The sequence below is a fragment of the Gilvibacter sp. genome (genome assembly GCF_965601605.1).
Classification (GTDB): Bacteria; Bacteroidota; Bacteroidia; order Flavobacteriales; family Flavobacteriaceae; genus Gilvibacter.
The window spans coordinates 61,928-86,356 of record NZ_CBFCWJ010000043.1; the positions used below are offsets into that span (position 1 = coordinate 61,928).

Annotated in this window: 24 protein-coding genes; 13 read left to right on the plus strand and 11 right to left on the minus strand. The window is 43.6% G+C overall.

Annotated features, from left to right (window positions below; genetic code table 11):
- Window positions 1-25 precede the first annotated feature (25 nt).
- Together ACSLP7_RS12660 and ACSLP7_RS12665 are read left to right on the plus strand one after the other, a co-directional pair.
- Window positions 26-973: an NAD-dependent epimerase/dehydratase family protein gene (locus tag ACSLP7_RS12660; protein ID WP_435579637.1), complete on the plus strand. Its 948-nt coding sequence runs from the start codon at window positions 26-28 to the stop codon at window positions 971-973.
- The gene (locus ACSLP7_RS12665; protein ID WP_435579638.1) at window positions 963-1,634 is read left to right on the plus strand and encodes a sulfotransferase family 2 domain-containing protein; all 672 of its coding nucleotides are present in this window, start codon (window positions 963-965) and stop codon (window positions 1,632-1,634) included. The genes ACSLP7_RS12660 and ACSLP7_RS12665 overlap by 11 nt, the downstream gene beginning before the upstream one ends.
- A 14-nt stretch (window positions 1,635-1,648) precedes the next feature.
- Here the strand turns inward: ACSLP7_RS12665 and meaB are convergent, their stop codons facing one another.
- The gene (gene meaB, locus ACSLP7_RS12670) at window positions 1,649-2,731 is read right to left on the minus strand and encodes a methylmalonyl Co-A mutase-associated GTPase MeaB (RefSeq protein WP_435579639.1); all 1,083 of its coding nucleotides are present in this window, start codon (window positions 2,729-2,731) and stop codon (window positions 1,649-1,651) included.
- 5 nt (window positions 2,732-2,736) lie between these two features.
- On the minus strand, window positions 2,737-3,309 hold the full coding sequence (locus ACSLP7_RS12675) for a DUF2911 domain-containing protein (protein WP_435579640.1): 573 nt from the start codon (window positions 3,307-3,309) through the stop codon (window positions 2,737-2,739).
- A 151-nt stretch (window positions 3,310-3,460) separates the two neighbouring features.
- Between ACSLP7_RS12675 and ACSLP7_RS12680 the strand changes: the two genes are divergently transcribed.
- Genes ACSLP7_RS12680 through ACSLP7_RS12690 form a run of 3 tightly spaced genes read left to right on the plus strand, consistent with a single transcriptional unit; the run spans window position 3,461 to window position 6,060 of the window.
- Window positions 3,461-4,003, plus strand: coding sequence for an RNA polymerase sigma factor (locus ACSLP7_RS12680; protein WP_291187753.1), 543 nt, complete (start codon window positions 3,461-3,463; stop codon window positions 4,001-4,003).
- Complete coding sequence (locus ACSLP7_RS12685; protein WP_291187756.1) at window positions 3,987-4,577, plus strand: hypothetical protein; 591 nt, start codon at window positions 3,987-3,989, stop codon at window positions 4,575-4,577. Before ACSLP7_RS12680 ends, ACSLP7_RS12685 begins: the two co-directional genes overlap by 17 nt.
- Window positions 4,555-6,060 (plus strand): hypothetical protein, encoded by a 1,506-nt coding sequence (locus ACSLP7_RS12690; protein WP_435579641.1) that lies wholly within the window; start codon window positions 4,555-4,557, stop codon window positions 6,058-6,060. The genes ACSLP7_RS12685 and ACSLP7_RS12690 overlap by 23 nt, the downstream gene beginning before the upstream one ends.
- Window positions 6,061-6,091: 31 nt before the next feature.
- Here the strand turns inward: ACSLP7_RS12690 and ACSLP7_RS12695 are convergent, their stop codons facing one another.
- Entirely contained in the window at window positions 6,092-6,637 is a 546-nt protein-coding gene (locus tag ACSLP7_RS12695) for a hypothetical protein (protein WP_435579642.1), read from the minus strand.
- 166 nt (window positions 6,638-6,803) lie between these two features.
- Window positions 6,804-7,154, minus strand: a complete 351-nt coding sequence (locus ACSLP7_RS12700; RefSeq protein WP_435579643.1) for a DUF6249 domain-containing protein — start codon at window positions 7,152-7,154, stop codon at window positions 6,804-6,806.
- Window positions 7,155-7,316: 162 nt separating this feature from the next.
- On the opposite strand from ACSLP7_RS12700, the gene ACSLP7_RS12705 reads away from it, so the two are divergent.
- Both ACSLP7_RS12705 and ACSLP7_RS12710 read left to right on the plus strand, forming a co-directional pair.
- Window positions 7,317-7,901, plus strand: coding sequence for an RNA polymerase sigma factor (locus ACSLP7_RS12705; RefSeq protein WP_435579644.1), 585 nt, complete (start codon window positions 7,317-7,319; stop codon window positions 7,899-7,901).
- The gene (locus tag ACSLP7_RS12710; RefSeq protein ID WP_435579645.1) at window positions 7,888-8,277 is read left to right on the plus strand and encodes a hypothetical protein; all 390 of its coding nucleotides are present in this window, start codon (window positions 7,888-7,890) and stop codon (window positions 8,275-8,277) included. Before ACSLP7_RS12705 ends, ACSLP7_RS12710 begins: the two co-directional genes overlap by 14 nt.
- Here ACSLP7_RS12710 and ACSLP7_RS12715 read toward each other — a convergent pair.
- The 7 genes from ACSLP7_RS12715 to ACSLP7_RS12745 all read right to left on the minus strand — a co-directional run bounded on the left by ACSLP7_RS12715 (window position 8,274) and on the right by ACSLP7_RS12745 (window position 17,008).
- On the minus strand, window positions 8,274-8,837 hold the full coding sequence (locus ACSLP7_RS12715; protein ID WP_435579646.1) for a DUF4377 domain-containing protein: 564 nt from the start codon (window positions 8,835-8,837) through the stop codon (window positions 8,274-8,276). The genes ACSLP7_RS12710 and ACSLP7_RS12715 overlap by 4 nt on opposite strands.
- Window positions 8,838-8,961: 124 nt before the next feature.
- Window positions 8,962-12,318 carry a preprotein translocase subunit SecA gene (gene secA / locus ACSLP7_RS12720; protein ID WP_435579647.1) on the minus strand — a complete coding sequence of 1,119 codons (3,357 nt, stop codon included), beginning with the start codon at window positions 12,316-12,318 and terminating at the stop codon, window positions 8,962-8,964.
- A gap of 170 nt (window positions 12,319-12,488) precedes the next feature.
- Complete coding sequence (locus tag ACSLP7_RS12725; protein ID WP_008272287.1) at window positions 12,489-12,710, minus strand: DUF2795 domain-containing protein; 222 nt, start codon at window positions 12,708-12,710, stop codon at window positions 12,489-12,491.
- 179 nt (window positions 12,711-12,889) lie between these two features.
- Window positions 12,890-13,462, minus strand: coding sequence for a cob(I)yrinic acid a,c-diamide adenosyltransferase (locus ACSLP7_RS12730; RefSeq protein ID WP_435579648.1), 573 nt, complete (start codon window positions 13,460-13,462; stop codon window positions 12,890-12,892).
- Between the two features lie 158 nt (window positions 13,463-13,620).
- Window positions 13,621-14,307: an ABC transporter ATP-binding protein gene (locus ACSLP7_RS12735; RefSeq protein WP_272833537.1), complete on the minus strand. Its 687-nt coding sequence runs from the start codon at window positions 14,305-14,307 to the stop codon at window positions 13,621-13,623.
- Window positions 14,308-14,379: 72 nt separating this feature from the next.
- Window positions 14,380-15,147: an O-methyltransferase gene (locus ACSLP7_RS12740; RefSeq protein WP_435579649.1), complete on the minus strand. Its 768-nt coding sequence runs from the start codon at window positions 15,145-15,147 to the stop codon at window positions 14,380-14,382.
- Between the two features lies 1 nt (window position 15,148).
- Window positions 15,149-17,008 (minus strand): ABC-F family ATP-binding cassette domain-containing protein, encoded by a 1,860-nt coding sequence (locus ACSLP7_RS12745; protein ID WP_435579650.1) that lies wholly within the window; start codon window positions 17,006-17,008, stop codon window positions 15,149-15,151.
- A gap of 165 nt (window positions 17,009-17,173) precedes the next feature.
- Here ACSLP7_RS12745 and ACSLP7_RS12750 point away from each other — a divergent pair, with 165 nt between their 5' ends.
- From ACSLP7_RS12750 to ACSLP7_RS12775, 6 genes are read left to right on the plus strand one after another with little or no spacing between them, the layout of a single operon-like run.
- Window positions 17,174-17,971 carry a polysaccharide biosynthesis/export family protein gene (locus tag ACSLP7_RS12750; RefSeq protein WP_291186795.1) on the plus strand — a complete coding sequence of 266 codons (798 nt, stop codon included), beginning with the start codon at window positions 17,174-17,176 and terminating at the stop codon, window positions 17,969-17,971.
- 1 nt (window position 17,972) lies between these two features.
- On the plus strand, window positions 17,973-20,441 hold the full coding sequence (locus tag ACSLP7_RS12755; protein ID WP_435579651.1) for a polysaccharide biosynthesis tyrosine autokinase: 2,469 nt from the start codon (window positions 17,973-17,975) through the stop codon (window positions 20,439-20,441).
- A gap of 20 nt (window positions 20,442-20,461) precedes the next feature.
- A complete protein-coding gene (locus ACSLP7_RS12760; RefSeq protein WP_435579652.1) occupies window positions 20,462-21,748 on the plus strand; it encodes a nucleotide sugar dehydrogenase in 1,287 nt (428 codons plus the stop codon).
- A 9-nt stretch (window positions 21,749-21,757) separates the two neighbouring features.
- Window positions 21,758-22,732: an SDR family oxidoreductase gene (locus ACSLP7_RS12765; RefSeq protein WP_435579653.1), complete on the plus strand. Its 975-nt coding sequence runs from the start codon at window positions 21,758-21,760 to the stop codon at window positions 22,730-22,732.
- Window positions 22,733-22,787: 55 nt separating this feature from the next.
- Window positions 22,788-23,555: a sulfotransferase family 2 domain-containing protein gene (locus ACSLP7_RS12770; protein WP_435579654.1), complete on the plus strand. Its 768-nt coding sequence runs from the start codon at window positions 22,788-22,790 to the stop codon at window positions 23,553-23,555.
- Window positions 23,555-24,424: a beta-1,6-N-acetylglucosaminyltransferase gene (locus tag ACSLP7_RS12775; RefSeq protein WP_435579655.1), complete on the plus strand. Its 870-nt coding sequence runs from the start codon at window positions 23,555-23,557 to the stop codon at window positions 24,422-24,424. Before ACSLP7_RS12770 ends, ACSLP7_RS12775 begins: the two co-directional genes overlap by 1 nt.
- The last annotated feature ends 5 nt before the right edge of the window (window positions 24,425-24,429 follow it).

A 24,429-nucleotide genomic window follows, 5' to 3' on the forward strand; every position in this document is an offset into this window, starting at 1 on the left:
TTTATTCTTGTTATTTTTGGGTCGAATGAAAGTATTAGTAACCGGTGCTGCCGGATTTATAGGATCCCATACTGCGGAGCGTCTCCAGGCTTTAAGCCATGAGGTGGTTGCCGTAGATAATTTCTCACCATATTACGATGTGAGTCTCAAGGAGCGCAATGCTAAGGAGCTGGCTGAAAAGGGAATTGTGGTGCAATCTGTTGACTTGAGAGATGGGAATTTAGAGACTAAACTACCTACTGATATTGAGTATATCTTTCATTTTGCGGCACAGCCTGGTATCTCTCAAAAAAGTACTTTTGACGACTACCTGACCAATAATATCATTGCAACCCAACGGTTGCTCCAATACACCCAGCATTGTCCCAACTTTAAATTCTTTGTGAATATTGCGACTTCTTCCATTTATGGTTTGGTAGCAACCTATCCAGAAGCAGAAGCTCCAAAACCAGCTTCGTATTACGGAGTGACCAAATTGGCTGCGGAGCAATTGGTGTTGGCCTATGAGCGAGATGGTCTGTTGCAGGGCTGCTCCTTAAGGTTGTATTCGGTTTATGGGCCTAGAGAGCGTCCCGATAAGCTTTATACCAAATTGATCCTCTGCGGATTGGAGGGCACTTCTTTTCCTTTATTTGAAGGCAGTCAGCAACATTTGCGCAGTTTTACTTACGTAGATGATATTGTAGACGGTATCGTGGCTGTGATGGGCAGAGAAACATCTTGCAGCGGAGAAGTAATCAATCTCGGAACAGAGACGGAGAGCACCACCGCAGAAGGTATAACAACCGTGGAAGAACTTTTAGGCATGCGTATCCCTATGGATATGCGTCCGGCACGTCCCGGAGATCAATCCCGGACCAAGGCCAATATTGAAAAGGCGAAACTCTTGCTGAATTATAACCCACAAACCACGCTAAGAGCTGGTTTGGAAAAGCAAGTGGCTTGGGTTAAAAAAATTTCCGGTGGTATCTAAAGAGCGAAAATTCATCTTCATCCACAACTTTAAAACTGGGGGAACGAGTATTTCTCAGAAACTAGGTCTGTTCAACGAATTGGAGAACGATGTGCAAGACCATCGGTCCTTGTCTGAGATCCAAAGGCTCACGCAGCGCAATTACTTTTTAAAACTGGGGCTTTACAGTCTTAAACGTGGTAAACCTCGTCGGTTTGTGCATTATATGGGCCAATCAATTGCTCCGGAATTGACCGCTGCGGAGTTCAACAGCTTTTACAAATTCACTTTTGTGAGAAACACATGGGCGCAGGTATTTTCTTGGTATCGAAACATCATGCGCGACTCGCGGATGCGCACCAAATACGGAATAACAGATAGCGAACTGTCTTTTGAATGCTTTTTGGAAAATCATATGAATCATCAAAAATTCTCCCAATACAATCACATCATCGATCTGAGCGGGGAGGTAAATATGGATTTCATCGGCCGATTTGAAAACCTACAAGCTGATTTTGATATTGTCGGGAAGCGCTTGGGTATTGAAGATACTGAGCTACCCAAATTGCTGGTGAAAAATCACGACTCTTACGTGAAACACTACAGTGAATCTGCCAAGGATTTTGTCTACGAGAACTACCGAGAAGAAATAAATTATTTCGGTTTTGAATTTGGGGCCTAGGCTTTAGGATTCCCTTACTTGAGTTTATTCAGAACAGCGAAGGCGGCCTCAAAAGGGGTAGTCTTTTGCGCATCCAAAAGCGATTTTTGAGCTTTGATCTCCTTAATGATCTCTGGTCTGTTGTAGAAATCATCGAGCACGGTATTACTAATGGTCTCTTTAAACCAGTAGTGTTCCTGCTGCTGTCTGTTATGCTCAAAAGCACCACTGTCTTGAGTTTGTCTGGTAAAGCCTTGGATCAACTCATAAATAGCATCTATTCCCTTGTTCTCAATTGCGCTGCAGGTTAGCGTCTTTGGAGTCCAGCCGTTCTCTTTTTCTGGGTAAAGGTGTAAAGCCCGATTGAATTCCGCTTTAGCCAAGCGCGCGGCCTTTTCATTTTCTCCATCGGCCTTATTGATCACAATGGCATCTGCCATTTCAATGATTCCGCGTTTGATGCCTTGAAGTTCGTCTCCGGCTCCCGCCAATTTCAGCAGTAAAAAGAAATCAGTCATGGAATGAACTGCTGTCTCACTTTGCCCTACACCCACAGTTTCAATAAGGATCACATCATAACCGGCGGCTTCACACAGCACAATGGCTTCCCGAGTTTTACGAGCAACTCCGCCTAAAGAATCCCCAGAAGCTGAAGGTCTAATAAAGGCGTTGTCTGCTTTTACCAAGGATTCCATTCGTGTTTTGTCTCCCAGAATGCTTCCGTGACTAATACTGCTGGAAGGATCAACCGCCAAGACGGCAACCTTGTGACCTTGGGCGAGCAACAGTTGTCCAAACTGTTCAATAAATGTACTCTTGCCCACACCAGGAACACCAGTGATGCCTATTCGAATGCTTTTTACTGTATGTGGCAAGCAAGTCATGATCAATTTTTGCGCCTGCTCTTGATGTTTTTTGGCTTTGGACTCAATTAGGGTGATCCCTTTGGAAAGCGCTGCAGTTTGCCCGCTGAGTATACCTTGGAGCAGTTGCTCTTGGGTCTGCTTTTTAAGGCGATGTTTTTTTATGGATTGCGCCGAGGCTTGGCTCAGACTCTCCGGGCGCTCGATTCCCGGGGTCTCGCTCAAGGCAGAGTCGAGTTTTTTTTTGGCGCTCATAGGATCTAATGACTCATTTTAACAGGAACTACCACATCATCCCAAGCCAGGATCATGACCAAAGAATTTGGCCCATTTTCTGAAAAATTTATAGTGAATTGTTCCATGGCGGTGATGCTTTTGGAAATGGGAACCTCGGTGACCAAAACATCGTAGTTGGGATTTCGCGAAGCCTTGGCATTTAAAAATTTCACACCCCAACCGTACATTTTGGAGTTGAAGATGATGGTCCACTTATCTTCATTGGGAATGGTCCAAAGACTGTATTTGCCAGCAGGCAAGGTTTGACCGTTGATCCGAATGTCTTCGTCGGCCTCAAATGTTGTGGCCTCATTAGCGCCCGTGCGCCAAACCTCGCCGTAAGGTACCAAGCTGCCAAAGATCTCTCTACCTTTTTTGGCGGGGCTGCAATAGAATACATCTACATGCAGGTTGCCTTGGTTAAAAGTGATGGTCTGCTCCGGGCTGTATTTCTTGGTTTGAGACCGCATAATTGGTCCAATGACAAAATAAAACAATGCGATCAGAAGCAGTACACCGCCCAAGATTCGCATTAAAATTCCTTTGGATTTCCCCATAAATTCTCGTCTTTCTGCTCAAAAGAATAAAGGTAGTAAATTTACAGGGAAGCAATTTTATGCACCGCGATCAAACTTTTTTTAAATTTTTTGAAACGCTGAGAAAATTGTCTCGTCTTTAGACCGAATAGCAATCCAAAAAAACCATCAAGTGTCCGATCTGCTACTTATAGAGCGATGCAAGCAAAACGATAGAAAAGCCCAAATGGCGGTATACAACAAATACTGTGAGGGCATGTTGATCATCGCAAAAAGGTATATGAAAGACACGGCTTTAGCCGAGGATGCCATGCAGGAAGGTTTTATCAAGGCCTTTCAAAAATTGGCACAGTTCAAAGGGGACGTCACCTTTGGAGCCTGGCTCAAGCGAATTGTGATCAATACTTGTTTAGACGCCATCAAAGCACAGAAGGCAGTTTGGACAGGTATCAATGAAGAAGTGATGAGCGTGGTGGATGACCAGGACCATACGGTTCCCGATCACGCTACAGTTCAAGAAGTTAAGCAAGCAATTGCACAGCTTCCTGAAAAGTATCGCTTGGTCACCCAGCTCTTTTATTTAGAGGGTTATGACCACAGCGAGATCGCATCGATCATGAACATTAGTGAGGCGGCTTCCCGAACGAGTTTGTTCCGAGGAAAAAGTCAGATTAAAAAACAACTAAAGCATTTAGACCATGGCACAGGATATTAGAGATTTACTGCAGCGAGATGCCGAAAACGAACAAGCGCAACTCTCGGCTGACCATCAGGACAAGTTCGCCCGCTTGTTGGACGAGCGTCTCCCTGAGAAGAAGAAGCCGATGTTCTTGTGGCTCAAAGTAGCCGCCATAGGGATCTTGCTTTTAGGGATCGGATATATTTTAATGACCAACAGCAGTGGGGAACCCCAAGAGCAAATGGCTGTAGAAGAAACCGTTCCTGCAGATAACCAAGACAATCAAGAAACGACCAAAGGCTTAAGTGATTTCTCTCCGGAGTTTAAAAAACTGGAGGACTATTACACCAGAAGCATCACCATGGGAATTGCCTCATTAGAGGTCAACCCAGAGAATCAAGAATTGATCGACGGCTATATGAGACGCCTGTCGACCTTAGATAAAGAATACAAGAGACTGAATGCGGAATTGGTCAATGTAGGTCCTAATGACCTGACCGTGAACGCTCTGATCGATAATTTGAAATTGCGTTTGGAATTGCTACTCAAACTAAAAAACAAATTACGAGAACTTAAATCAGCAAATAATGAGAACAACAATCAAGTCTAATTGGATATTTGGGCTGCTCTTTTTGAGCACAGCCGCACTTTTTGGACAGGTTAAAGAGCAAAAGACCTTTGACACTGAAAAGGATGTTAGTATTCAGGTAAACAGTTCCTATGTGGACTTTGTTTTTGAAACCTGGAATAGAGGAAAGGTAGAAGTTACTGCGGAGTTGATCGGAGACGATCTTACTGCAGAAGAAAAGCAAGAGCTTTTAGACGCTTGGGACTTTAGCGTAAGTGGAAATGCCGACAATATTGTGATCACCAGTGGAACGAACTTCTCCATTGATTGGAATGGAGACGCACTAGAATCTTTGGAGGCCTTAGAATCTTTAGAAGCACTTAAAGAGCTAGAAAATCTAGAGATCAATTTAGAAGGATTGGGAGAAGGCCTAGAGAAATTAGGGCCTATGTTACAGGATGTTTTAGGACCAATGATGGCTAATATGTCAACCAATCCATTACCACCAGATTTCCTAGAGGGACTGGAAGGGCTTGAGTTTGATTACGACGCCTATGAAGCCGACAAGGAAGGTTATATGAAGAAGTGGGAAGCCGAATTGGAAGAGCGCTTTGGAGATGATTTTGAGATCAAAATGGAAGCTTGGGGCGAGGAGTACGCTGAAAAGTGGGAAGCCTGGGGTGAAGAATTTGGTGAGAAATGGGCCAAAGAGTTTGAAGACTGGGGCGAAGAGTTCGGTGAGAAATTTGCCGAGAACATGGAAAAATGGGCCGAAGGTTTTGGTGAAGACATGGAAAAGTGGGGAGAAGCCTTTGGAAAAGACATGGAAAAATGGGCCGAAGAATTTGAAGCCGAAATTGAAGAGCTTGAAAAGCAGAACGGCGGAAAGGTATATATCCTTAACGGAGACGATGTAGACTTTAAAGGAGCGCGTCGTGTGATCAAGATCAAGATGCCTAAAGATGCTAAACTGGACCTAAACGTACGTCACGGAGAAGTGAAGTTGGGTGCGGTAAACAACATCAAAGCCAATCTGAACTACAGCACTTTTGTAGCTAATACTGTTGATGGAGGGGAAACCTCCATCAACGTATCTTATGCGCCAATCTATGTCAAGCATTGGAAGAACGGCGCTTTGGGAGCTGACTATGTAGATACCTGTGTGATCAATCAGGCAGACAATATTACTATGGAAGCCAATTCCAGTAATGTGACCTTTGGTGTATTGAGTAAAGACGCCATGCTTAATGGGTCTTACGGAGCCTTAGTGATCAATAACTTCGGATCTGATTTTGAGTCTGTAGCTTTAAATTTGGACAATACAGATGCCAATATATTCTTGCCACAAGTGGCTTTGGATCTATTCTTTAACGGAAGAAAGTCCAGCATTGATCTGCCATCAGGCATGGAAGCGACTTCTAATGAGATGAACGGCAATTCTATGTTGAAGGGCTATCATATCAACTCAAACTCCAACAGACTCATCAATATCACAGCTGCCTATAGCAATATAAAAGTACACTAAGCCTTAATTCATTTTTATGAGCTAAGGCTTTTTACAGTTTTCTGACTATAACGGCAGTACCCAGATACTGCAGGTAATTAGAGCATTCTTCAGGTGAGGCGCGCACCGTAAAACTTCCGCTTTCTGTCACTCGTAATGTGATGTCATTTTGGCCCTTGATGGGCTTTTCGTCTTTATACCAGGTTATGTTAGTGGTGTAGGGCAACATCAAACTCAGATCTACGTATCCATCGTTTTTAATGATTATGCTGGCACCGTCGTGGGTGTAAACTCCAGAAGTTTCTACCACCAATCCCGCAAAGGTCAGTTCGTCTACCTGAACTTCCTCACTCCATATTTGTTGATGGTCGTTGTTAAAATGAACCGAGTAATAATTTCCACGCGCTAAGTTTAGGGGAATGATCAGTTGTGCTTCATTTGCGCCAGGTATGGGATGCCTGTCCTTTTCTCCATAAATGCGCTGATACCATTGGTAGTCTTCTGCTTCTGTTTCTGAGCAGGTCAAGGCTACGGGACCTCCGTCTGGACAGTAGAGCGTTCTGCCTTCTATAGTGACTTTGTTTTCTTCTTCAGACATAGTTAATTGTTTTACTAGGTAAAAGCTACAAAACCATTCCGTTGAGGTCAACGGGTGAATCTACCTGAATTTAAAACACAAAAAAACCGACAGCCACTTGAGCAGCTATCGGTTTTTGATCCGTTGCTAACCTTCGGATCAACCAACTAAAAACAAGGAATGTGAATTAGTCCTTGGTTACTAACCTTTTGGTCATAAAGAACCCGCTTAAGAGTCCTGCACCGGCCATAAAGAAAATGGTTCCAGGCATTGCGATTCCGTCGCTCATTCCCATGACATCTCGGAATAAACCTCCAAAGAAGATCCCGGCGCCAATACCCATTAATAAGAGTGCAATATTCAAGATCAAGATCTTCAAAATGTTGTGACTACCTCTTTTGTTGCTAAAGAAGATGGAGGCGTCTGCGCCTTTTTCAATTAAGGCAAGACGTTCTTTGTTTCTCGCGCTGATGTATAGATAATAAAGGCCAAATAAGACTCCGAAAATGATTGGAATTATAATTACTTCTGATCCCATAGTTGTATAGATTATGTTCGTTTTTTGTTTTGATTCAATTTAGATGATCTGATCATTTGCTATTAGGACGACCCCTTTTTCAGTTCGGTTACAAAAACTTTCAATTATTTTTTTTCGGACCTTTTTGTAACCGATTTATAATTTGAGGCGTCTTACCTTAAAATGATCAAGACCACTGACCAACACCATATCGAGCAAACCCTTGCTGGAGACCCTCAAGCTTTTGGGGAATTGGTAAGGCGCTACCAAGACTATGTCTTTACGGTGGTTAATCGAATGGTACAGCACAGGGAAGAGGCGCAAGAGATCACCCAAGACACTTTTGTTAAGGCGTACAGTTCTTTAAAAAGCTTTAGAGGCGAATCCAAGTTTTCTTCATGGTTATATACCATAGCTTATAGGAAGACCTTAGATCGGCTAAAAAAGAACAAACGCTATGTGGCTTATGAAGGTTTAGAACAGATCTCGGATGCGGATCAGGATGTGGAAACGCATGGTCTAAAACGCATGATGGCCCAAGAGCGATCCGAGGCGATCAAACAAGCCATAGCGGCTTTAGATCCGGTAAGCTCTGCCTTGATCACTTTTTATTATTACGAAGAAATGTCGGTCAAAGAGATTGAAGCCATCACCGATTTGACCGCAGACAATATTAAAGTTAAATTGCATCGTGGACGTAAACGTCTGCTGAGTTTACTGCAGCAGAGTAACTTCCCGGAAATACAACAGAGTTATGGAACCCTTTAAAGATCCAAAAGACGCATTGACCAGAAAGTATATGAACGAAGCCGGTTTAGATCCAGCTCCGGAGGATACCTATATGGCAATAATGGATCAGATCACTGCGCTGAACACGTATTCATTGGCCTATAAGCCTTTGATCAGCCGTAAAGGATGGGCGCTGATCTTCGGTGGTTTTGTACTCTTTCTCATCGGCATCTTTTGGTTACCGATAGAACGCTTCTACTTAAATAATCTGCCTGAATTGACGTCGTTTAACCTGAGTGAGTATTTAAGCGGAATCCAGATGTCATCAACCACGCTTTATGCCATTGGTTTCTTAGGGCTGTTCTTAGTACAGTTGCCCTTTCTCAAACGTCTTTTGGATTCTAAAAAAGCTTAGAAGAGTTGCTCCAGGACATAAACGCCATCGTCACCATGGCGGAATACGCCGCGAACTTCCTCCGCAGCATTACCTACAGCATCTAATGGGCCACATAAACCTGAACAATCAATTGGAATTTGCCCGTCTATAGTAAAGCCAAGAGTTGTATTTCCACGAATCCAATTATAATAGAAGGAAGAAGGGTAAATACGCGTGAGTGGTACAGTGAACGTAGTCTCTAAAGGTACTTCTTTCTTGCTGTCAACACTGATCAGTTCATAGCGCGTATTGATGAATTCCGTTCCAGGATTGCGCACCGCAATGCGATTTACAGTGAGTTCGTAAGTGAATCCAGGTTCAAAGTCGAAACCTTCAATAAAAGCAGCTTCAATGTATTGATCGGTTCCGATACGGTCTTCTTCTTGAATCAACAATACCAGATTCAATGAAGTGAGTGAGGTGGTCTTAAAGTGGTTGACAAAAAGGTTGATGGTGTCTTCGGCTTGACTGCCGTCGTCAGAGGAACAGCTAAAAGCTACAGCTGCAAGCATCATCAATCCAAAAAGCTTTGATTTCATAACGAAGGGTTTAAGTTTTACTATAAGACTGTCACTTAGTACAAGGGTTGCGTCTGACTTTAAAATTAAGCATAAAAAAACCGCCTCGAATAAAAGGCGGTTTTCATTTTTACTGCGGATGGGATTAATCCTCGGTCAGTACCCATTCTCCTTTGTCTAATAAAGGAATGGCTTGCTTGTACTTCACGGTTTTGGATTCACCGCTCATCACGTGTTTGATGGTCACCTTTTCGTTACGCCCGATCTTTGGACGCTCTCTGGTGATGGTTTCTGTTACTTGCTGTTGCTGTCCTTGTGTGTTTCCAGCAGCACGAGCTTGTGCAGCGCGCTCATCCATGTTCGGGATCTCGTCTTTTTGGGTAGTGAGTTTGTCGTTAGACTTCACTTGACGTGCCTCTTGAATGTTTTGATTCTCTTGAGGCAATTCTCCTTTATACAAGAATGAAAGTACTTCTTTGTTCACCTTATCGATCATCTCTTTAAAGAGCTCAAAGGCTTCAAACTTATAGATCAATAACGGATCTTTTTGCTCGTGTACAGCCAATTGTACGGATTGCTTCAACTCGTCCATTTTGCGCAGGTGGGTTTTCCAGCTGTCGTCAATAATGGCCAAAGTGATGTTCTTTTCAAAGTCTTGAACCAATCGTTTTCCTTCAGTCTCATAGGCCTGCTGCAAGTCTGTAGCTACATTCAAGGTCTTTACACCGTCGGTAAATGGTACCAAGATGCGCTTGTATTTATCGCCTTGGTTCTCGTAAACGTTTTTGATCACCGGGAAGGCCTGAGCCGCAGCGCGTTCCATCTTATCTTGATAGTGTGCATAAGCTGCAGTGTAAACGGTTCCGATGATATCGTTCTCATTACCCGCGTCAAATTCCTCCTCACTCACTGGAGAGCTCATCGAGAAGTAGCGGATCAATTCAAATTCAAAGTTTTTAAAGTCTTTGACCGGTTTGTTGGCTCCAACAATACTTTCCACGGTATCGTAGATCATATTGGCGATATCAACGCGTAAACGCTCTCCAAACAAGGCGTGGTAACGACGTTTATAAACTACCTCACGCTGGGCGTTCATTACATCATCGTATTCCAAAAGACGCTTACGAACTCCAAAGTTATTCTCTTCTACCTTTTTCTGAGCACGCTCAATAGACTTAGAGATCATGGAGTGTTGGATCACTTCTCCTTCCTTAAGTCCTAAACGGTCCATCATTTTAGCGATTCGCTCGCTACCAAACAGACGCATCAAATTGTCTTCCAAAGACACATAGAATTGCGAACTTCCCGGATCTCCTTGACGTCCAGCACGTCCGCGTAGCTGGCGGTCCACACGTCTGGAATCGTGACGTTCTGTACCGATGATCGCTAAACCACCGGCATCTTTGATCTGCTCAGTAAGCTTAATATCTGTACCACGACCGGCCATGTTGGTTGCAATGGTCACCTGTCCAGGTTTACCTGCTTCTGCAACAATGTCGGCTTCTTTTTTGTGGAGTTTTGCGTTCAATACGTTGTGCTCCACATTGCGGATGCCCAACATACGGCTCAAAAGTTCTGAGATCTCTACAGAAGTCGTACCGATAAGTACCGGTCTTCCAGCGGCAGAGAGTTCGGTAACTTCATCGATCACCGCGTTGTATTTCTCACGCTTAGTTTTATAAATCTTGTCTTCGCGATCGTCACGGGCAATTGGGCGGTTGGTTGGAATTTCCATCACGTCCAATTCGTAGATCTCCCAAAGTTCTCCTGCTTCTGTGATCGCCGTACCGGTCATTCCCGATAGCTTGCGATACATTCTAAAGTAGTTTTGTAGCGTAATGGTAGCAAAGGTTTGGGTAGCCGCTTCGATCTTTACGTTCTCCTTGGCTTCTATTGCTTGGTGCAGTCCGTCGCTGTATCGACGGCCATCCATGATACGCCCCGTTTGCTCATCTACGATCATCACTTTGTTGTCCATCACCACGTATTGGGTGTCCTTTTCAAAAAGTGTGTATGCTTTTAAAAGCTGATTCAAAGTGTGAATACGCTCACTCTTTACAGAGAAGTCTCTAAAGAGGTCTTCCTTGAGTTCCGCCTCTTCTTCTTTGGAAAGCTCTTGGGCCTCGATCTTGGCGATCTCGGTTCCCATTTCTGGCATCACAAAAAAGTTTGGATCGTCTTTTCCAGAAAGGAATTCAACTCCTTTGTCGGTAAGTTCGATCTGATTGTTCTTTTCTTCAATCACAAAATAAAGCTCGGCATCTACCTTAGGCATTTCGCGATTGTTATCCTGCATATAGAAGTTCTCCGTCTTCTGTAGCAACTGCTTGATCCCTTCCTCAGATAGGTATTTGATCAAAGCTTTATTCTTTGGAAGTCCTCGGTAAACGCGTAAGAGTTGTAATCCACCTTCTTTGGTGTCACCAGCGGCGATCAACTTTTTAGCCTCGGCTAAAACTCCCGTAAGCAGTTTGCGCTGTACGTTTACAATGTCTTGGATCTTTGGTTTGAGTTCGTTGAATTCATGACGATCTCCCTGTGGAACCGGTCCAGAGATGATCAACGGTGTACGGGCGTCATCGATCAAAACCGAATCCACCTCATCCACAATCGCATAATGATGCGGACGTTGTACCAGATCTCCAGGCGCATGAGACATATTATCGCGCAGATAATCAAAACCAAACTCGTTGTTGGTTCCGTAAGTGATGTCTGCATTGTAAGCCGCACGACGCTCGGCTGAGTTTGGGCGGTGGTAATCAATACAATCCACACTCAATCCGTGGAATTCAAAAATAGGAGCCATCCACGCGCTATCACGCTTGGCCAGGTAATCGTTTACAGTCACCAAGTGCACTCCGTTCCCGGCAAGTGCGTTGAGGTAAACTGGTAAGGTAGCCACAAGGGTCTTACCTTCACCCGTCTGCATTTCAGCAACCTTTCCTTGGTGCAGGGCAATACCACCCACCAACTGTACATCGTAGTGAATCATATCCCAGGTCACCTCTTTTCCCGCAGCATCCCAAGAGTTGGCCCAAACGGCCTTGTCACCGTCTAAGGTTACATAAGCTTTGGTTCCAGAAAGCTCGCGGTCAAAAGCAGAGGCAGTAACTTCTAAGCTGCTGTTCTCAGCAAAGCGCTTGGCTGTTTCTTTGATCACAGCAAAAGCCTCCGGCAGGATCTCATCCAATACCTGCGTTTCAATTTCATAAAGACTGTCTTTAAGCTGATCGATCTCTGCATAGATATCTTCCTTGCGTTGGATATCGCTTACGTCTTCAGCTTCTTTGGAAAGTGCTTCTAATTGTGCTTTGGTCTCTGCTTGGGCATCGCGCAATTGTGCTCTAAAGGCATCAGATTTGCCGCGAAGTTGATCCAAACTGAGTTGAGCCATCTCGGATTCTTTGGCTTTGATCTTGTTTACGAGCGGTTGAATTTCGCCCAGATCTTTCTTGGCTTTGTCGCCAACAAATACTTTTAATACGTTATCTAAAAGACCCATGTCTTGTGTGTTTCTTTTTTAGCGGTATAACTCAGGCTTCTTTTTATTCAGACTGAAAAATGCAAATAACTGTAAATCAAGGGAATTCATCCGTTTGGTTTTTCCCCGAACAGCAGTTCAATAGTACGCAAAAAAAAAGCCTCCTGCGAGACTTTTTTATTTATAGTGGATTAATATTCATCCTCGTTCCAAAGGTAATCTTCGTCCGTGGGATAATCCGGCCAGATCTCTTCGATAGAATCGTAAGAGTCACCTTCATCCTCAATGGCTTGAAGATTCTCAACAACTTCAAGAGGGGCTCCCGTGCGAATTGCGTAATCGATCAACTCATCTTTGGTAGCAGGCCAGGGTGCGTCGCTCAAATATGACGCTAGCTCTAAAGTCCAGTACATAGCACTTGTTGCATTTAATTTTTGCAAAAATAATTTTTTAGATCAAAAAGTCAAGTAAAATCTAAATTATTTGTCTGTGAATAAAAAGAACGTAAGAATATCAATGTAAAAGACTGATATTCAGTTGGTTAAAAACGATTAATATTTTTCCTTCGCTGAGGATGAATTTTGGAGTCGATTTAATACTTCTCCGGAATCCACTTGATTTCCTCGGCTTGCAATTCTTTGGTCAACATCCGTGCCAACACAAAAAGGTAGTCAGAAAGTCGGTTTAGGTATTGCAACACCGCCGGATCCACGGCCTCATAGTCGTTTAATTGGGCGGCTAAACGCTCGCTACGACGGCAAACACAGCGGGCTATGTGACAGAATGACACCGTTTGATGTCCTCCGGGCAAAACAAAGTGCGTCATAGGCGGCAACAGTTCATTCATACGGTCCATTTCTTGCTCTAAGGCCTCAATATCTTCGGTATTGATCTTAGGGATGTTCAAGCGTTCTTTACCACTTTTTAGAAGCGCCTTTTCAGGGTCTGTCGCTAGAATAGCTCCAACAGTAAACAGTTTGTTCTGAAGCACCTCAAGGAACTTTTTGTGATGCGTCTCTATAGCTTGATCACGGATAAGCCCAATGTGCGAATTGAGTTCATCTACGGTGCCGTAGCTTTCTATTCTTATATGGTGTTTGGGAACGCGTGTTCCTCCAAATAGGGCAGTGGTCCCTTTATCTCCGGTCTTGGTGTATATCTTCATGATCCTTTCTTTTTGCATAGTACCGATTGCGGAACGATCGGCTTTTTCTACTCCGTGTGATATTAGCGTTGCGCTGATTCCAGAAAAGAATAAGCACCAACAGCAGTAAAAGACCGCCAACTACAAAATAAGGATTTTCAAGATAGGCCTCCACGGAATTATTTGGTTCGGGTGTCTGATTCGATCATACCATCTTTAAGACGAATCACCCGATGCGCGTGGGCCGCGATATCTTCTTCGTGAGTTACCAGAATCACCGTATTACCGCTGGCGTGGATCTCATCAAAGAGATTCATGATCTCTAAAGAAGTTTTAGAATCCAGGTTTCCGGTTGGCTCATCTGCGAGAATGATAGAAGGCTTGTTGACCAAGGCGCGCCCAACAGCTACCCTTTGGCGTTGACCTCCGGAAAGTTGGTTTGGCTTGTGGTCCATACGATCGGCCAGGCCTACATCGGTCAAAACTTCCTCGGCACGTTTGGAACGCGCTCCTTTGGAAGCCCCAGCATAGATCATGGGCAAGGCCACATTTTCTAAAGCTGTTGTTCGCGGTAAGAGGTTAAAGGTTTGGAATACAAACCCGATCTCCTTGTTGCGGATGTCGGCCAGTTCGTCATCGGTTAGGTTACTAACGTCTTGTCCATTGAGTATATACGAGCCGTCGGTAGGGGTATCCAGACAGCCTAAAAGGTTCATCAAAGTAGATTTTCCGGAACCCGATGGTCCCATCAAAGCTACGTACTCGCCCTGGTTGATATCCAGATCGATTCCTTTTAAAACCTTTACGACTTCTTGTCCTAGCGGGAAATCCCTTTTAATACCGCGGATCTTAATTACTGTACTCATAAAAACACCGATGGTTTATAGTATGCAAGATACTTCATTCTACGCACATAAGACGTAGACAGGCGGGCATTGTTACAATCTTAACACAAAATGTTGTTTGGTCTGTTCTTTGCGAAAAAACACCCAACCCCAATCAAAGGAATCTATGGTCACCGTGACCATAGGGTGGGCTTTGATCTGTTCCCAAGCTTCGGTCATTTCTTTAGACCAATAAATGTCATCCAGAATGAGTAGACTATCGTTGTGGAGCTTGGGCAGTAACTGCTGAAAGGTAAATAGAGTGAAGTCTTTGGTATGGCCACCGTCCAAATAGATCAGATCCCAAACTCGATCGTCTTCATTGAGAAAGTCAGTGAATAAGGCGTTCACGGCGGTGATGTTTTTAAATCCAAACCGCTCAAATCCTTTAATGGCTTCAGCTAAGGTGTTGGGACAGCGTTCTACCGTAGTGATATTTCCTTCTGGATGCCCAATGTGCATGGCTACGGTTCCTTTACCCAAAGAGGTTCCCAGTTCCAGCATGTTTTGCGGTTTGAAGTAAGCCGTTACACTGGCCATAAGTTCTTGTGTCTTTTGTGACATCCCAGCAACTTTGGCAATCTGATCGATCCCACGCTCTTCATTTTTAAAAACACGAGACCCGGCTCCAAAATCCTCCACCTTTATTTTGAGCTTTTGCCCAATTAGATATTTGTAGTGTTTGGGTAGTAATTGTCTTAACTCCAATGGAATTCGAGTTTTAACTCCTTGGGTAATCAGCTTAAACACAAAAGGAGAGTGCACGGCATGCTCGTTTTTAGAACGCCATAAAAACTGGAGGTATTTGAAAAACTCATACATGCTATTCTTCCAACTTCATGGAAAGTTCAAACCAACGCTCGGTTTTCTGTTCCAAAGAATTGATGAGTTCTTGAAGTTTTAAGGACTCTTCATTGATCTTTTCGGCATCCCAGTCTGCCGTCGCAAATTCAGCTTCCAAGGCGTCTTTTTCTCGTTCTAATTTGGCAATATCGCGTTCTAAGGCCTTGTACTCTTTTTGTTCGTTATAGCTGAGTTTGGCCTTGGCTTTGGGATCTTTCCAGTCTGTTTTTTCTTTCTTCGGACTTTTTGCAACCGGATCGCTGCTGTCCTCATAAGCTCTAAAGTCGCTGTAGTTCCCCGGGAAATCTTCAATAAGCCCATCGCCCCTAAACACCAAAAGGTGATCCACCACCTTATCCATAAAATAGCGGTCGTGAGAAACTACGATCAAACATCCGGGATAATCCAAAAGAAAGCTCTCTAAGACGTTTAAAGTGACAATGTCCAGGTCATTGGTCGGTTCATCCAGAATCAAGAAATTCGGATTGCCAATCAATACCGTACACAGATAGAGACGCTTGCGTTCTCCACCGCTGAGCTTTTCAACATAGTCGTATTGCTTTTTACGGTCGAATAAAAAACGCTCCAACAACTGTCCGGCAGAGAGTTGACGTCCTTTTTTAAGCGGAATATAATCTCCAAACTCACGAATCACATCGATCACTTTTTGTCCTGGCTTAACTTCAATTCCGGCCTGTGAATAGTACCCGAACTTGACGGTCTCTCCAATGATGATCTTTCCGCCATCTGGCTGACTCACTCCCGTGAGCATATTTAAGAAACTGGATTTTCCGCTACCGTTATTCCCGATGATCCCAACCCGCTCTCCGCGTTGAAAACGATACTCAAAATTTTGAGTGATCACCTTGTCTCCAAAGGCTTTGCTGACCTTGTGAAACTCGGCAATTTTTGTCCCCAAGCGCTCCATATTGAGTTCCAATTGCAGCTCGTGTTGCTTGCGTCTTTGGTGAGCGCGAGCTTTTATTTCGTGAAAGTCATCAATGCGTGACTTGCTCTTAGTGGTGCGCGCTTTGGGTTGTCTGCGCATCCATTCCAATTCCTTTTTGTAGAGTTGTACCGCCTTGTCAGTTTCTACCTCAAATTGCTCCATTCGGGCTTGGCGCTTGTCCAGATAATAGGCGTAGTTACCTTTATACGAAAACCATTGTCCGTTGTCTAATTCTACAATCTCATTGCAAACCCGATCTAGAAAATAACGGTCGTGCGTCACCATGAAAAGGCTCACCTTTTCTCGCGTAAAAAAGCCCTCAAGCCATTCGATCATTTGAAGATCCAAATGGTTGGTGGGTTCGTCCAAGATCAGCAGATCTGGAATGTTGATCAAGGCATGTGCTAAAGCCAAACGCTTCTTTTGCCCTCCGGAGAGATTAGAAACTTTTTGATCTAAATTGGTCAATTGAAATTTAGAGAGCACCGTTTCAATTCTGTTCTCAAAATCCCAAGCCTGAGCAGCTTCCATAGCGTCAAAGGCTTTTTGAAGCGCTTCGCTGTCTTCTGGGTTTTTTAAGGCCAAATGATAGTTGTCAATAATTTGTAGGGTGGGCGAGTCGGTGTGATAGATGGTTTCTTTTACCGTGAGATCATCTCTGAGGCTGGGCTCCTGAGGCAGATAAGCGATATTGAGCTCCTTTCTAAAGACTACCTGTCCGCTGTCAGGAGCTTCTGTTTTGGCTAAAATATTCAGGATGGCCGTTTTGCCGGTACCGTTCTTGGCTACAAAACCGATCTTCTGTCCTTGATTGATTCCAAAGGAAATGTCGTCAAACAGCACGCGTTCCCCATAGGCCTTGGCAATATGTTCTACAGATACGTAATTCAAGCGCTAAACTTTGCCCAAAAATAATCAGAAAATAAAGCATCGCTGGGATTTCTTTTTATTATTAGGTTGGTTAAGTTATATTTGCTGAAGAGGCACTACTTTTTTCAATTTTCCGTTTTGTAGAAAATGAAAATACTGCCGCTAACTAAACCAGTTAAACACTTAATGAAGTACGCCGTTTTATATGCCCTAGTGGCTGTCCTTCTTTCTTTTTCTTCGTGTATTCCCACTAAAAGAATTTCCTATCTGCAGGAAGACCTTGCAGCCAGCAATGATTCCTTGATCGCTTTGAGAAAAGTGATGCCGCCGTATCGCGTTCAGGTGAACGATATGTTGAGTATCAGAATCAAAGCCTTGGATCAAGAATTGGTTGCCATGTTCAACCCTGTGGGGGAGAGCAACTTGAATGCTACTGGAGAACAACGTTTGTACTATGATGGATTTACCGTGGATCAACACGGAAATATTCGCGTGCCGACTTTAGGCGAGGTTAACGTTTTGGGGTATACGGTGGAGGAGATTCGAGAGACCATTGAAAAGCGGTTGCTCTCAGATTATTTTAAGGAAGACGCAAACATCTTTGTTACCGTTAAGCTCGCTGGGATACGTTATGTGATCAACGGAGAGATCGGTAGACCGGGCTCGAGCGTAATCTACAGAGAGCAGGTGAGTATTATGGAAGCCATCGCCACCAATGGAGACATTCGTATCACTGGTGATCGAACCGATGTGATTATTGTACGGCAATATCCGCAGGGACAAAAAGTTCATCATATAGATCTCACCACCATTGACGCGGTGAATTCTCCGTACTATTACATTCAACCTAATGATCTGATCCTGGTCAATCCGTTACCACAGAAATCTATTGGTACGGGAACAACAGGTTTGTCCTCATTCACGACCATACTTACGGTAATTACGGGACTCACTTCTATAATTCTTTTGGCAACACGTTTGTAGTATGAGTAAAGAATTCGAGATAGAAGACGTTGAATACAACTTTGACTTTAAGGGTTTATTACTCTCCTTGTTGAAGCATTGGCCCTTGTTCTTAATTGCGTGGGGTATTGGATTTGCTGCGGCCTATTTGGTCAATCTTAGAAAGTTGCCAGTTTATACCATGAGCAATATGATCTCCATCAAGGACGATCAAAACCCTTTCTTTACCACCAATACCAGTTTGACCTTCAATTGGGGCGGAACTACAGATAAGGTCAATACAGCTTTGATTATGCTGCGATCCCGCACTCATAACGAGGCGGTGGTAGACAGTTTACAGTTTTATACGAATTACCTGCAAGACGGGAAATACCAGCGTACGGATGCTTACAAATTAGTGCCCTTTCAGTTCATAGCAGATACTTCGCGCTACCAGGTGATGAATGTACCTATCACTATAACGGTGAAGGATACAGCCACTTTTACGGTTGAGGCTCAATTTGAGCCTTTGGATTATCGTCTGTCTCATTACGGTAAAAAGAATTCGAGAAGATGGACGCCCAAAGAGTTGTCATATAAGGAAGACTTCTTTTTTGGAGACACCGTCAAGCTTCCATTTTTAAATGGAGTTTTTGAATACAAAAAGTACAGAGGTAAGCTCAATAAACCTTATTACATCAGTTTTTCACGTTACTATCAAGTGATCAATCGATACCGAAAGATCAGCGTCTTCAGTGAATCTGACGGGTCTTCCGTATTGGTCATGCGTTTGAACGGAAACAACAAAGCGCGTTTGGTAGATTATTTAAATACCTCTGCCCAAATTCTTGAGGATAATTTGTTGGACCGAAAAAATCTGTTCGCCACCAAGACCATCGATTTTATAAACGAAAGCCTGGATCAACAATCAGACTCTCTAAATTTTGTGGAGAGCGAGCTCAACACCTTTAAAGAATCCAAAGGGATCTATAACTTAAACGAGGAAGGTTCAGAAATTTCTCGAAAGCTAAGGGCCTATGATCTGGAAATTGAAAAACTAGAGCAACAGCTCAAGTATTTCAAACGCTTAGAAGATTATTTACTTACGCGGACTAATTATATCGATGTTCCTGCGCCGTCTGTCGTTGGGATAGAAGAAGGTGCAATCAGCAGTGGTGTAGCTCGAATTATCTCTTTGGCTGAAAAACGAAGCCGTTACCAGTACTCCATGCAAGAAGGCGCACCGGCCTTTCTTGAGTTAGACCGAGATATCGATGCGGTGAAGACTGTATTGCTGGAAAATATTGAGAGCAGTAAAGACCGCGTGAATCGCGATGTTGATGACATCAGAAGTAAGATCGTTCAGAATGAATCTGCGATCCGAAAATTGCCTAAAGAGCAACAGGAATTACTCAAAATTGAGCGGAAATATAACCTCACCCTAGGAACATACAATCTGTTTTTGGCGAAGCGCAGCGAAGCCAATTTGGTCAAAGCGGCGAACATCAGTGATGTCTTGATGATTGATGCAGCCAAGGACACAGGTGGAGGACAAATAGGTCCAAACACGAGTTTGAACTATGTCTTGGCGGGGATTCTCGGTTTCTTTGTGCCGTTCCTGTTTGTATTTGTCCGCTTCTTGCTGAACAATAAGATCCAGCATGGGCAAGATATAAAACGACTTTCGGCCATACCTGTTTTAGGGGTTATCGGAAAGAGCTCTGTGAGTGGAAATCTCGCAGTGTTGGAGCGCCCAAAGTCTGCAATTGCAGAAAGTTTTAGAGCGGTGCGATCCAGCTTGCAATTCATGTACAAGAAACAAGGAGTAAGTGGAGCCAAGACCGTTTTAATCACGAGTTCCATTAGTGGAGAAGGAAAGACGTTCTGCTCCATTAATATCGCTTCTGTGTTTGCACTGAGTAATAAAAAGACGATTCTTCTTGGTTTGGACTTGCGTAAGCCTAAGATCTTTGGTGATTTTGATATTCAAAACGATATTGGAGTTGTCAATTATTTGATCAAAGACGCTAGTCTGGAGGAGATCGTTCAGAATACTTCGATTCCAAACCTGCAGGTAATCACCTCAGGTCCGGTTCCTCCAAATCCATCCGAATTGCTTATGAACGAGCAGATGGATGAGCTTATGGAGCGATTAAAACAGGAGTACGATTATATAATTTTGGACTCGCCACCACTAGGCCTGGTTACCGATGCGATTCAGTTGGTCAAGTATTCCGACGCAAACATTTACGTGGTTCGTCAAAATTATACACAAAAAGGCATGCTGTCCTTTATTAATGAGAAGTATAAAAACGGAGAGGTATCCAACATCAGTTTTGTGTTGAACTACTTCAAACAGCGCCGAGGTTACGGCTACGGTTACGGCTATGGTTATGGCTATGGTTACGGCTATGGATATGGTTATGGTGCCTATGGCAATGGCTATCATGAAGGACCAGAACGCCGATCGCTATGGAAGCGAATTACCCAAATATTCAGTAGAAAAAAATAAGGCGCTTTTGCCTTTGTAATATGCAGAAACCCGAGAAAATAGGAATTGTTGGATTAGGTTATGTAGGCTTGCCTTTGGCTGTTGCTTTTGCCAGTCAGTACAAAGTGGTTGGATTTGACATAAATTCAGATCGAATTGCGAGTCTTAATCAAGGTCATGACAGCACCTTAGAAGTTGCTGATCAGCTGTTAAATTCAGCTTTAGAAGGAAATGACCAAGGGCGTCTGGTTTTGACAGATACTCCTTCAGATCTGGCCGATGTTGATTTTTATATCGTAACCGTTCCAACGCCCATTGATGAATTCAATCAGCCGGAACTAACTCCTTTGATCAAAGCCAGTGAAACCCTAGGGCCATTGCTTAAAAAAGGAGATATAGTAGTTTATGAATCGACGGTATATCCAGGAGTTACAGAAGAGGTTTGCGTACCCATATTGGAAAAGCATTCTGGTCTGAAGTTCAATCAAGATTTTTACGCAGGCTATTCTCCAGAACGCATCAATCCAGGGGATAAAAAGCACACGGTCACCAAAATTCTAAAAGTGACCTCCGGATCTACTCCAGAATCCGCGGAGCTCATTGATGCTGTTTACGCCTCAGTCATTACAGCGGGAACCCATTTGGCTCCGAGCATTAAAGTAGCCGAAGCTGCAAAGGTTATTGAAAATTCCCAAAGAGACATCAACATTGCCTTTGTCAACGAGTTGTCGAAGATCTTTAGAGTATTAGATATTGATACCCAAGCGGTATTAGAAGCAGCAGGTACTAAATGGAACTTTTTAAAGTTCACTCCAGGTTTAGTAGGTGGACATTGTATAGGTGTGGACCCTTATTATTTAGCTCAAAAGGCGATAGATTCCGGTTACAACCCCGAGATCATTTTGGCGGGAAGACGCATGAATGATAGTATGGGAGAGTATGTGGCACAAGAGGTCATCAAGCTAATGATCGCTAAAGATGCGACCATAAAGGGCGGTAAGGCCCTAGTGCTTGGAATTACTTTTAAGGAGAATTGTCCAGATACCAGAAACACACGTGTTGTAGATCTGATCGAAGCCTTGAGCGACTATCATTTACAGGTCGATATTTACGATCCTTGGGCAAAACAAGAACAAGTATCTGCGGAATATGGACTCTCTGTGATCAACAAGGCTGATGATCTAGGCACAGATTATAACTGCATTGTGTTGGCCGTTGCTCATGATGCGTTTCAAGGAATTGATCTGGACGCGCTTAAGGCGGATACTTCAGTGGTTTTTGACGTAAAATCTTTTCTACCCGAATCTCAAATTGACGGACGACTATAGCCAACACTTATGACCTATCACAACCAATCTTTAGCAGACTTAAAATTTTTGATCACTGGAGGTGCTGGCTTTATTGGCAGTAATCTGGTGCAGTACTTATTGGATCACGGTGCCGGGCAAGTGCGTGTTTTGGACAATCTATCCAACGGCTACAAAGAAAACATTACGCCCTTTTTATCGGCTCCGAATTTTGAGTTTATTGAAGGAGATATTCGCGATCTGCAGACCTGTAAAGATGCCATGGAAGGGATGGATTATGTTTCTCATCAAGCAGCTTTGGGTTCCGTACCGCGTTCTATCAATGATCCCATCACGAGTAATTCTGTAAATGTTTCCGGCTTTCTAAATATGTTGGTGGCCCAGAATGAATCGGATACTGTAAAGCGGATGGTGTACGCTGCGAGCAGTTCCACCTATGGAGACAGTAAATCATTACCTAAAGTAGAAGATCGCATTGGCAAGCCTTTATCACCTTATGCGGTGACCAAATACGTCAATGAGCTTTATGCAGATGTTTTTTATAAAACCTATGGCACTCAAACTATCGGACTGCGTTATTTTAACGTCTTTGGGCCAAAACAAAGCCCTAATGGCGCCTATGCAGCAGTGATTCCGCTGTTTATGAATGCGGTGAAGAACAACGAGCCGCCTACCGTTCATGGAGACGGAAGCCAAACACGTGATTTCACCTTTGTGCAGAATGCAGTTGAGGCCAATATTCGTGGCATGTTTGCCAGTGAAGAGGCCGTTAATGAAGTCTACAACATTGCTTTTGGACAACGCATTAGTATTCTTGAACTGTGGGAATATTTGGCCGACCTATCTGCAACTGATATCCAGCCAACCTTCGGGGAGACGCGTAGAGGAGATGTGAAGGACTCTTTAGCTGACATCGGAAAAGCGAAAAGGCTGCTCGGTTATGATCCACAGTATTCTGTAAAGCAAGGATTGGGCGTAACTTGGGAATATTTTAAAGCGCATTAAGCCTTGCTCGGGCCGGCTGATTAGGCCAAAGAGCATTTAAAACGCAACTAAGAGGATGGTATCCCACGAGCATCAGTGTATTTTCATTCATATCTCCAAATGTGCGGGCACTACCGTAGAAGAAGCTTTTGGAGTAAATACTAGTGGTGATGCTGAAATGGGCTATGGTTGGAATGAATCTTTAGGGATCCATTTACAACATGCGACTCCTGATGAGCTTTTGGCTTCTGGCTTGGTTACTCAGCAGCAATGGGACAGTTATTATAAGTTCATTGTAGTGCGCAACCCCTATTCGCGGTCTTACTCTGATTACGCTTGGGTCATGCTCAACGGTGACGTATGGGGAACATTTCAAGACTTTATCCATGCAAGAGGTGCTTTTACAGATCGATTAACCAAACGCACTGTCGATTATATGGGCGAGCATTTGCGGCCACAATCGGAATATTTTCTTTTAGCAGGAGCACCGGTTGCCTACGATCAAGTGATTCGATTGGAATCCGCTAAAGAAGGATTTGCAACGCTTTGTGAGGCTTTAAACTTGCCGAAAGGTTTCTTTAAGTCCTCGGCCAATGTGAACAAAAAGAAGTTGTCGCATTATTCCTGGTTCTATACGGCCAAACGGAAGAAACTGGTCGATCTTACTTATAAAAAAGACTTCGAGACTTTAGCCTATGGTTTTGAAGATAAAAGACCGAGTACGTTTAATTTTTTAAATGATCTGCAGTTGATCCTCAGCAAGAACGGCAAACTCCATTTTAGATTGAAGTATCCGTATTTGGCGCATCGATGGGGCAAATTTAAACGAAGAATAACGGGCTGATGCGACACGGAATTCTCATAACCGCCTTTAAGGACCTCCAGCAATTGGAGACCATCTCGTCTTGCTTTGACGATAGGTTTTCGCTGTATGTTCATATTGATAAAAAGACGACCGTCAGTCCAGAGATTCTCAAAAAGCTACAAGGGCTGGACAATTTGGTGTTTATCAGTCAGAAGTACAAAGTCAATTGGGGCGGTGTAAATCACTTGAAAGCCATATTGCTTTTGTGTGAAGAGGCTATAAAAGACCAATCTCTGAGCTACTTTCATTTAATCACAGGTCAGGATTTACCCATCAAATCTGCGGATGAATTTGTTGCCCATTTCACCATTTTAGTCGGTAAAAGCTATTTAGAAAACTTCACCATGCCTGCTGCTTGTTGGAACAACGGAGGTTGGGATCGGATCTTGTTGTATAACTTATATGATTCCCTTAATGCCAAAAAGCATATGCATTGGATTCAGAAGTTCTTGTCCATTCAAAAGCGATTGGGTTTTAAGCGAAGCTATTCTAAAGATCTTCCGCCACTTCACGGCGGATCAACTTACTGGAGTCTGCACCGATCCGCAGTAAAAGAAGTGGTTGACTATACCCTTGAAAAGCCTGCCTTGCTCAAACGGATGAAATACAGTTTTTGCAGCGAAGAGTTTTATTTTCAGACTATTTTGATGAATTCCGATCTGAAAGAAAGTTTTGATACCGACAACAAACGTTACATACTCTGGGAAGAAAAACACGGCAGTAAACCAGGAATCTTAGATATAGAAGATTGGCCTCAAATTGAGCAAAGTGATGCCTTTTTTGCCCGAAAAATGGACTGGAATCATTCCGCAAGCTTGATCGAGCGGATTGTAGAAAGCATCAAATAAGAGAG

Bases quoted from the DNA above. Each gene is read 5' to 3' on its own strand.
- ACSLP7_RS12750 (WP_291186795.1), top strand. From the start codon at position 17,174: ATGAAGTACGCCGTTTTATATGCCCTAGTGGCTGTCCTTCTTTCTTTT.
- ACSLP7_RS12660 (WP_435579637.1), top strand. From the start codon at position 26: ATGAAAGTATTAGTAACCGGTGCTGCCGGATTTATAGGATCCCATACT.
- ACSLP7_RS12725 (WP_008272287.1), bottom strand. From the start codon at position 12,710: ATGTACTGGACTTTAGAGCTAGCGTCATATTTGAGCGACGCACCCTGG.
- ACSLP7_RS12695 (WP_435579642.1), bottom strand. From the start codon at position 6,637: ATGTCTGAAGAAGAAAACAAAGTCACTATAGAAGGCAGAACGCTCTAC.
- ACSLP7_RS12760 (WP_435579652.1), top strand. From the start codon at position 20,462: ATGCAGAAACCCGAGAAAATAGGAATTGTTGGATTAGGTTATGTAGGC.
- ACSLP7_RS12735 (WP_272833537.1), bottom strand. From the start codon at position 14,307: ATGAGTACAGTAATTAAGATCCGCGGTATTAAAAGGGATTTCCCGCTA.
- ACSLP7_RS12690 (WP_435579641.1), top strand. From the start codon at position 4,555: ATGAGAACAACAATCAAGTCTAATTGGATATTTGGGCTGCTCTTTTTG.
- ACSLP7_RS12705 (WP_435579644.1), top strand. From the start codon at position 7,317: ATGATCAAGACCACTGACCAACACCATATCGAGCAAACCCTTGCTGGA.
- ACSLP7_RS12730 (WP_435579648.1), bottom strand. From the start codon at position 13,462: ATGAAGATATACACCAAGACCGGAGATAAAGGGACCACTGCCCTATTT.
- ACSLP7_RS12675 (WP_435579640.1), bottom strand. From the start codon at position 3,309: ATGGGGAAATCCAAAGGAATTTTAATGCGAATCTTGGGCGGTGTACTG.
- secA (WP_435579647.1), bottom strand. From the start codon at position 12,318: ATGGGTCTTTTAGATAACGTATTAAAAGTATTTGTTGGCGACAAAGCC.
- ACSLP7_RS12685 (WP_291187756.1), top strand. From the start codon at position 3,987: ATGGCACAGGATATTAGAGATTTACTGCAGCGAGATGCCGAAAACGAA.
- ACSLP7_RS12715 (WP_435579646.1), bottom strand. From the start codon at position 8,837: ATGAAATCAAAGCTTTTTGGATTGATGATGCTTGCAGCTGTAGCTTTT.
- ACSLP7_RS12755 (WP_435579651.1), top strand. From the start codon at position 17,973: ATGAGTAAAGAATTCGAGATAGAAGACGTTGAATACAACTTTGACTTT.
- ACSLP7_RS12740 (WP_435579649.1), bottom strand. From the start codon at position 15,147: ATGTATGAGTTTTTCAAATACCTCCAGTTTTTATGGCGTTCTAAAAAC.
- ACSLP7_RS12770 (WP_435579654.1), top strand. From the start codon at position 22,788: ATGGTATCCCACGAGCATCAGTGTATTTTCATTCATATCTCCAAATGT.
- ACSLP7_RS12710 (WP_435579645.1), top strand. From the start codon at position 7,888: ATGGAACCCTTTAAAGATCCAAAAGACGCATTGACCAGAAAGTATATG.
- meaB (WP_435579639.1), bottom strand. From the start codon at position 2,731: ATGAGCGCCAAAAAAAAACTCGACTCTGCCTTGAGCGAGACCCCGGGA.
- ACSLP7_RS12700 (WP_435579643.1), bottom strand. From the start codon at position 7,154: ATGGGATCAGAAGTAATTATAATTCCAATCATTTTCGGAGTCTTATTT.
- ACSLP7_RS12775 (WP_435579655.1), top strand. From the start codon at position 23,555: ATGCGACACGGAATTCTCATAACCGCCTTTAAGGACCTCCAGCAATTG.
- ACSLP7_RS12765 (WP_435579653.1), top strand. From the start codon at position 21,758: ATGACCTATCACAACCAATCTTTAGCAGACTTAAAATTTTTGATCACT.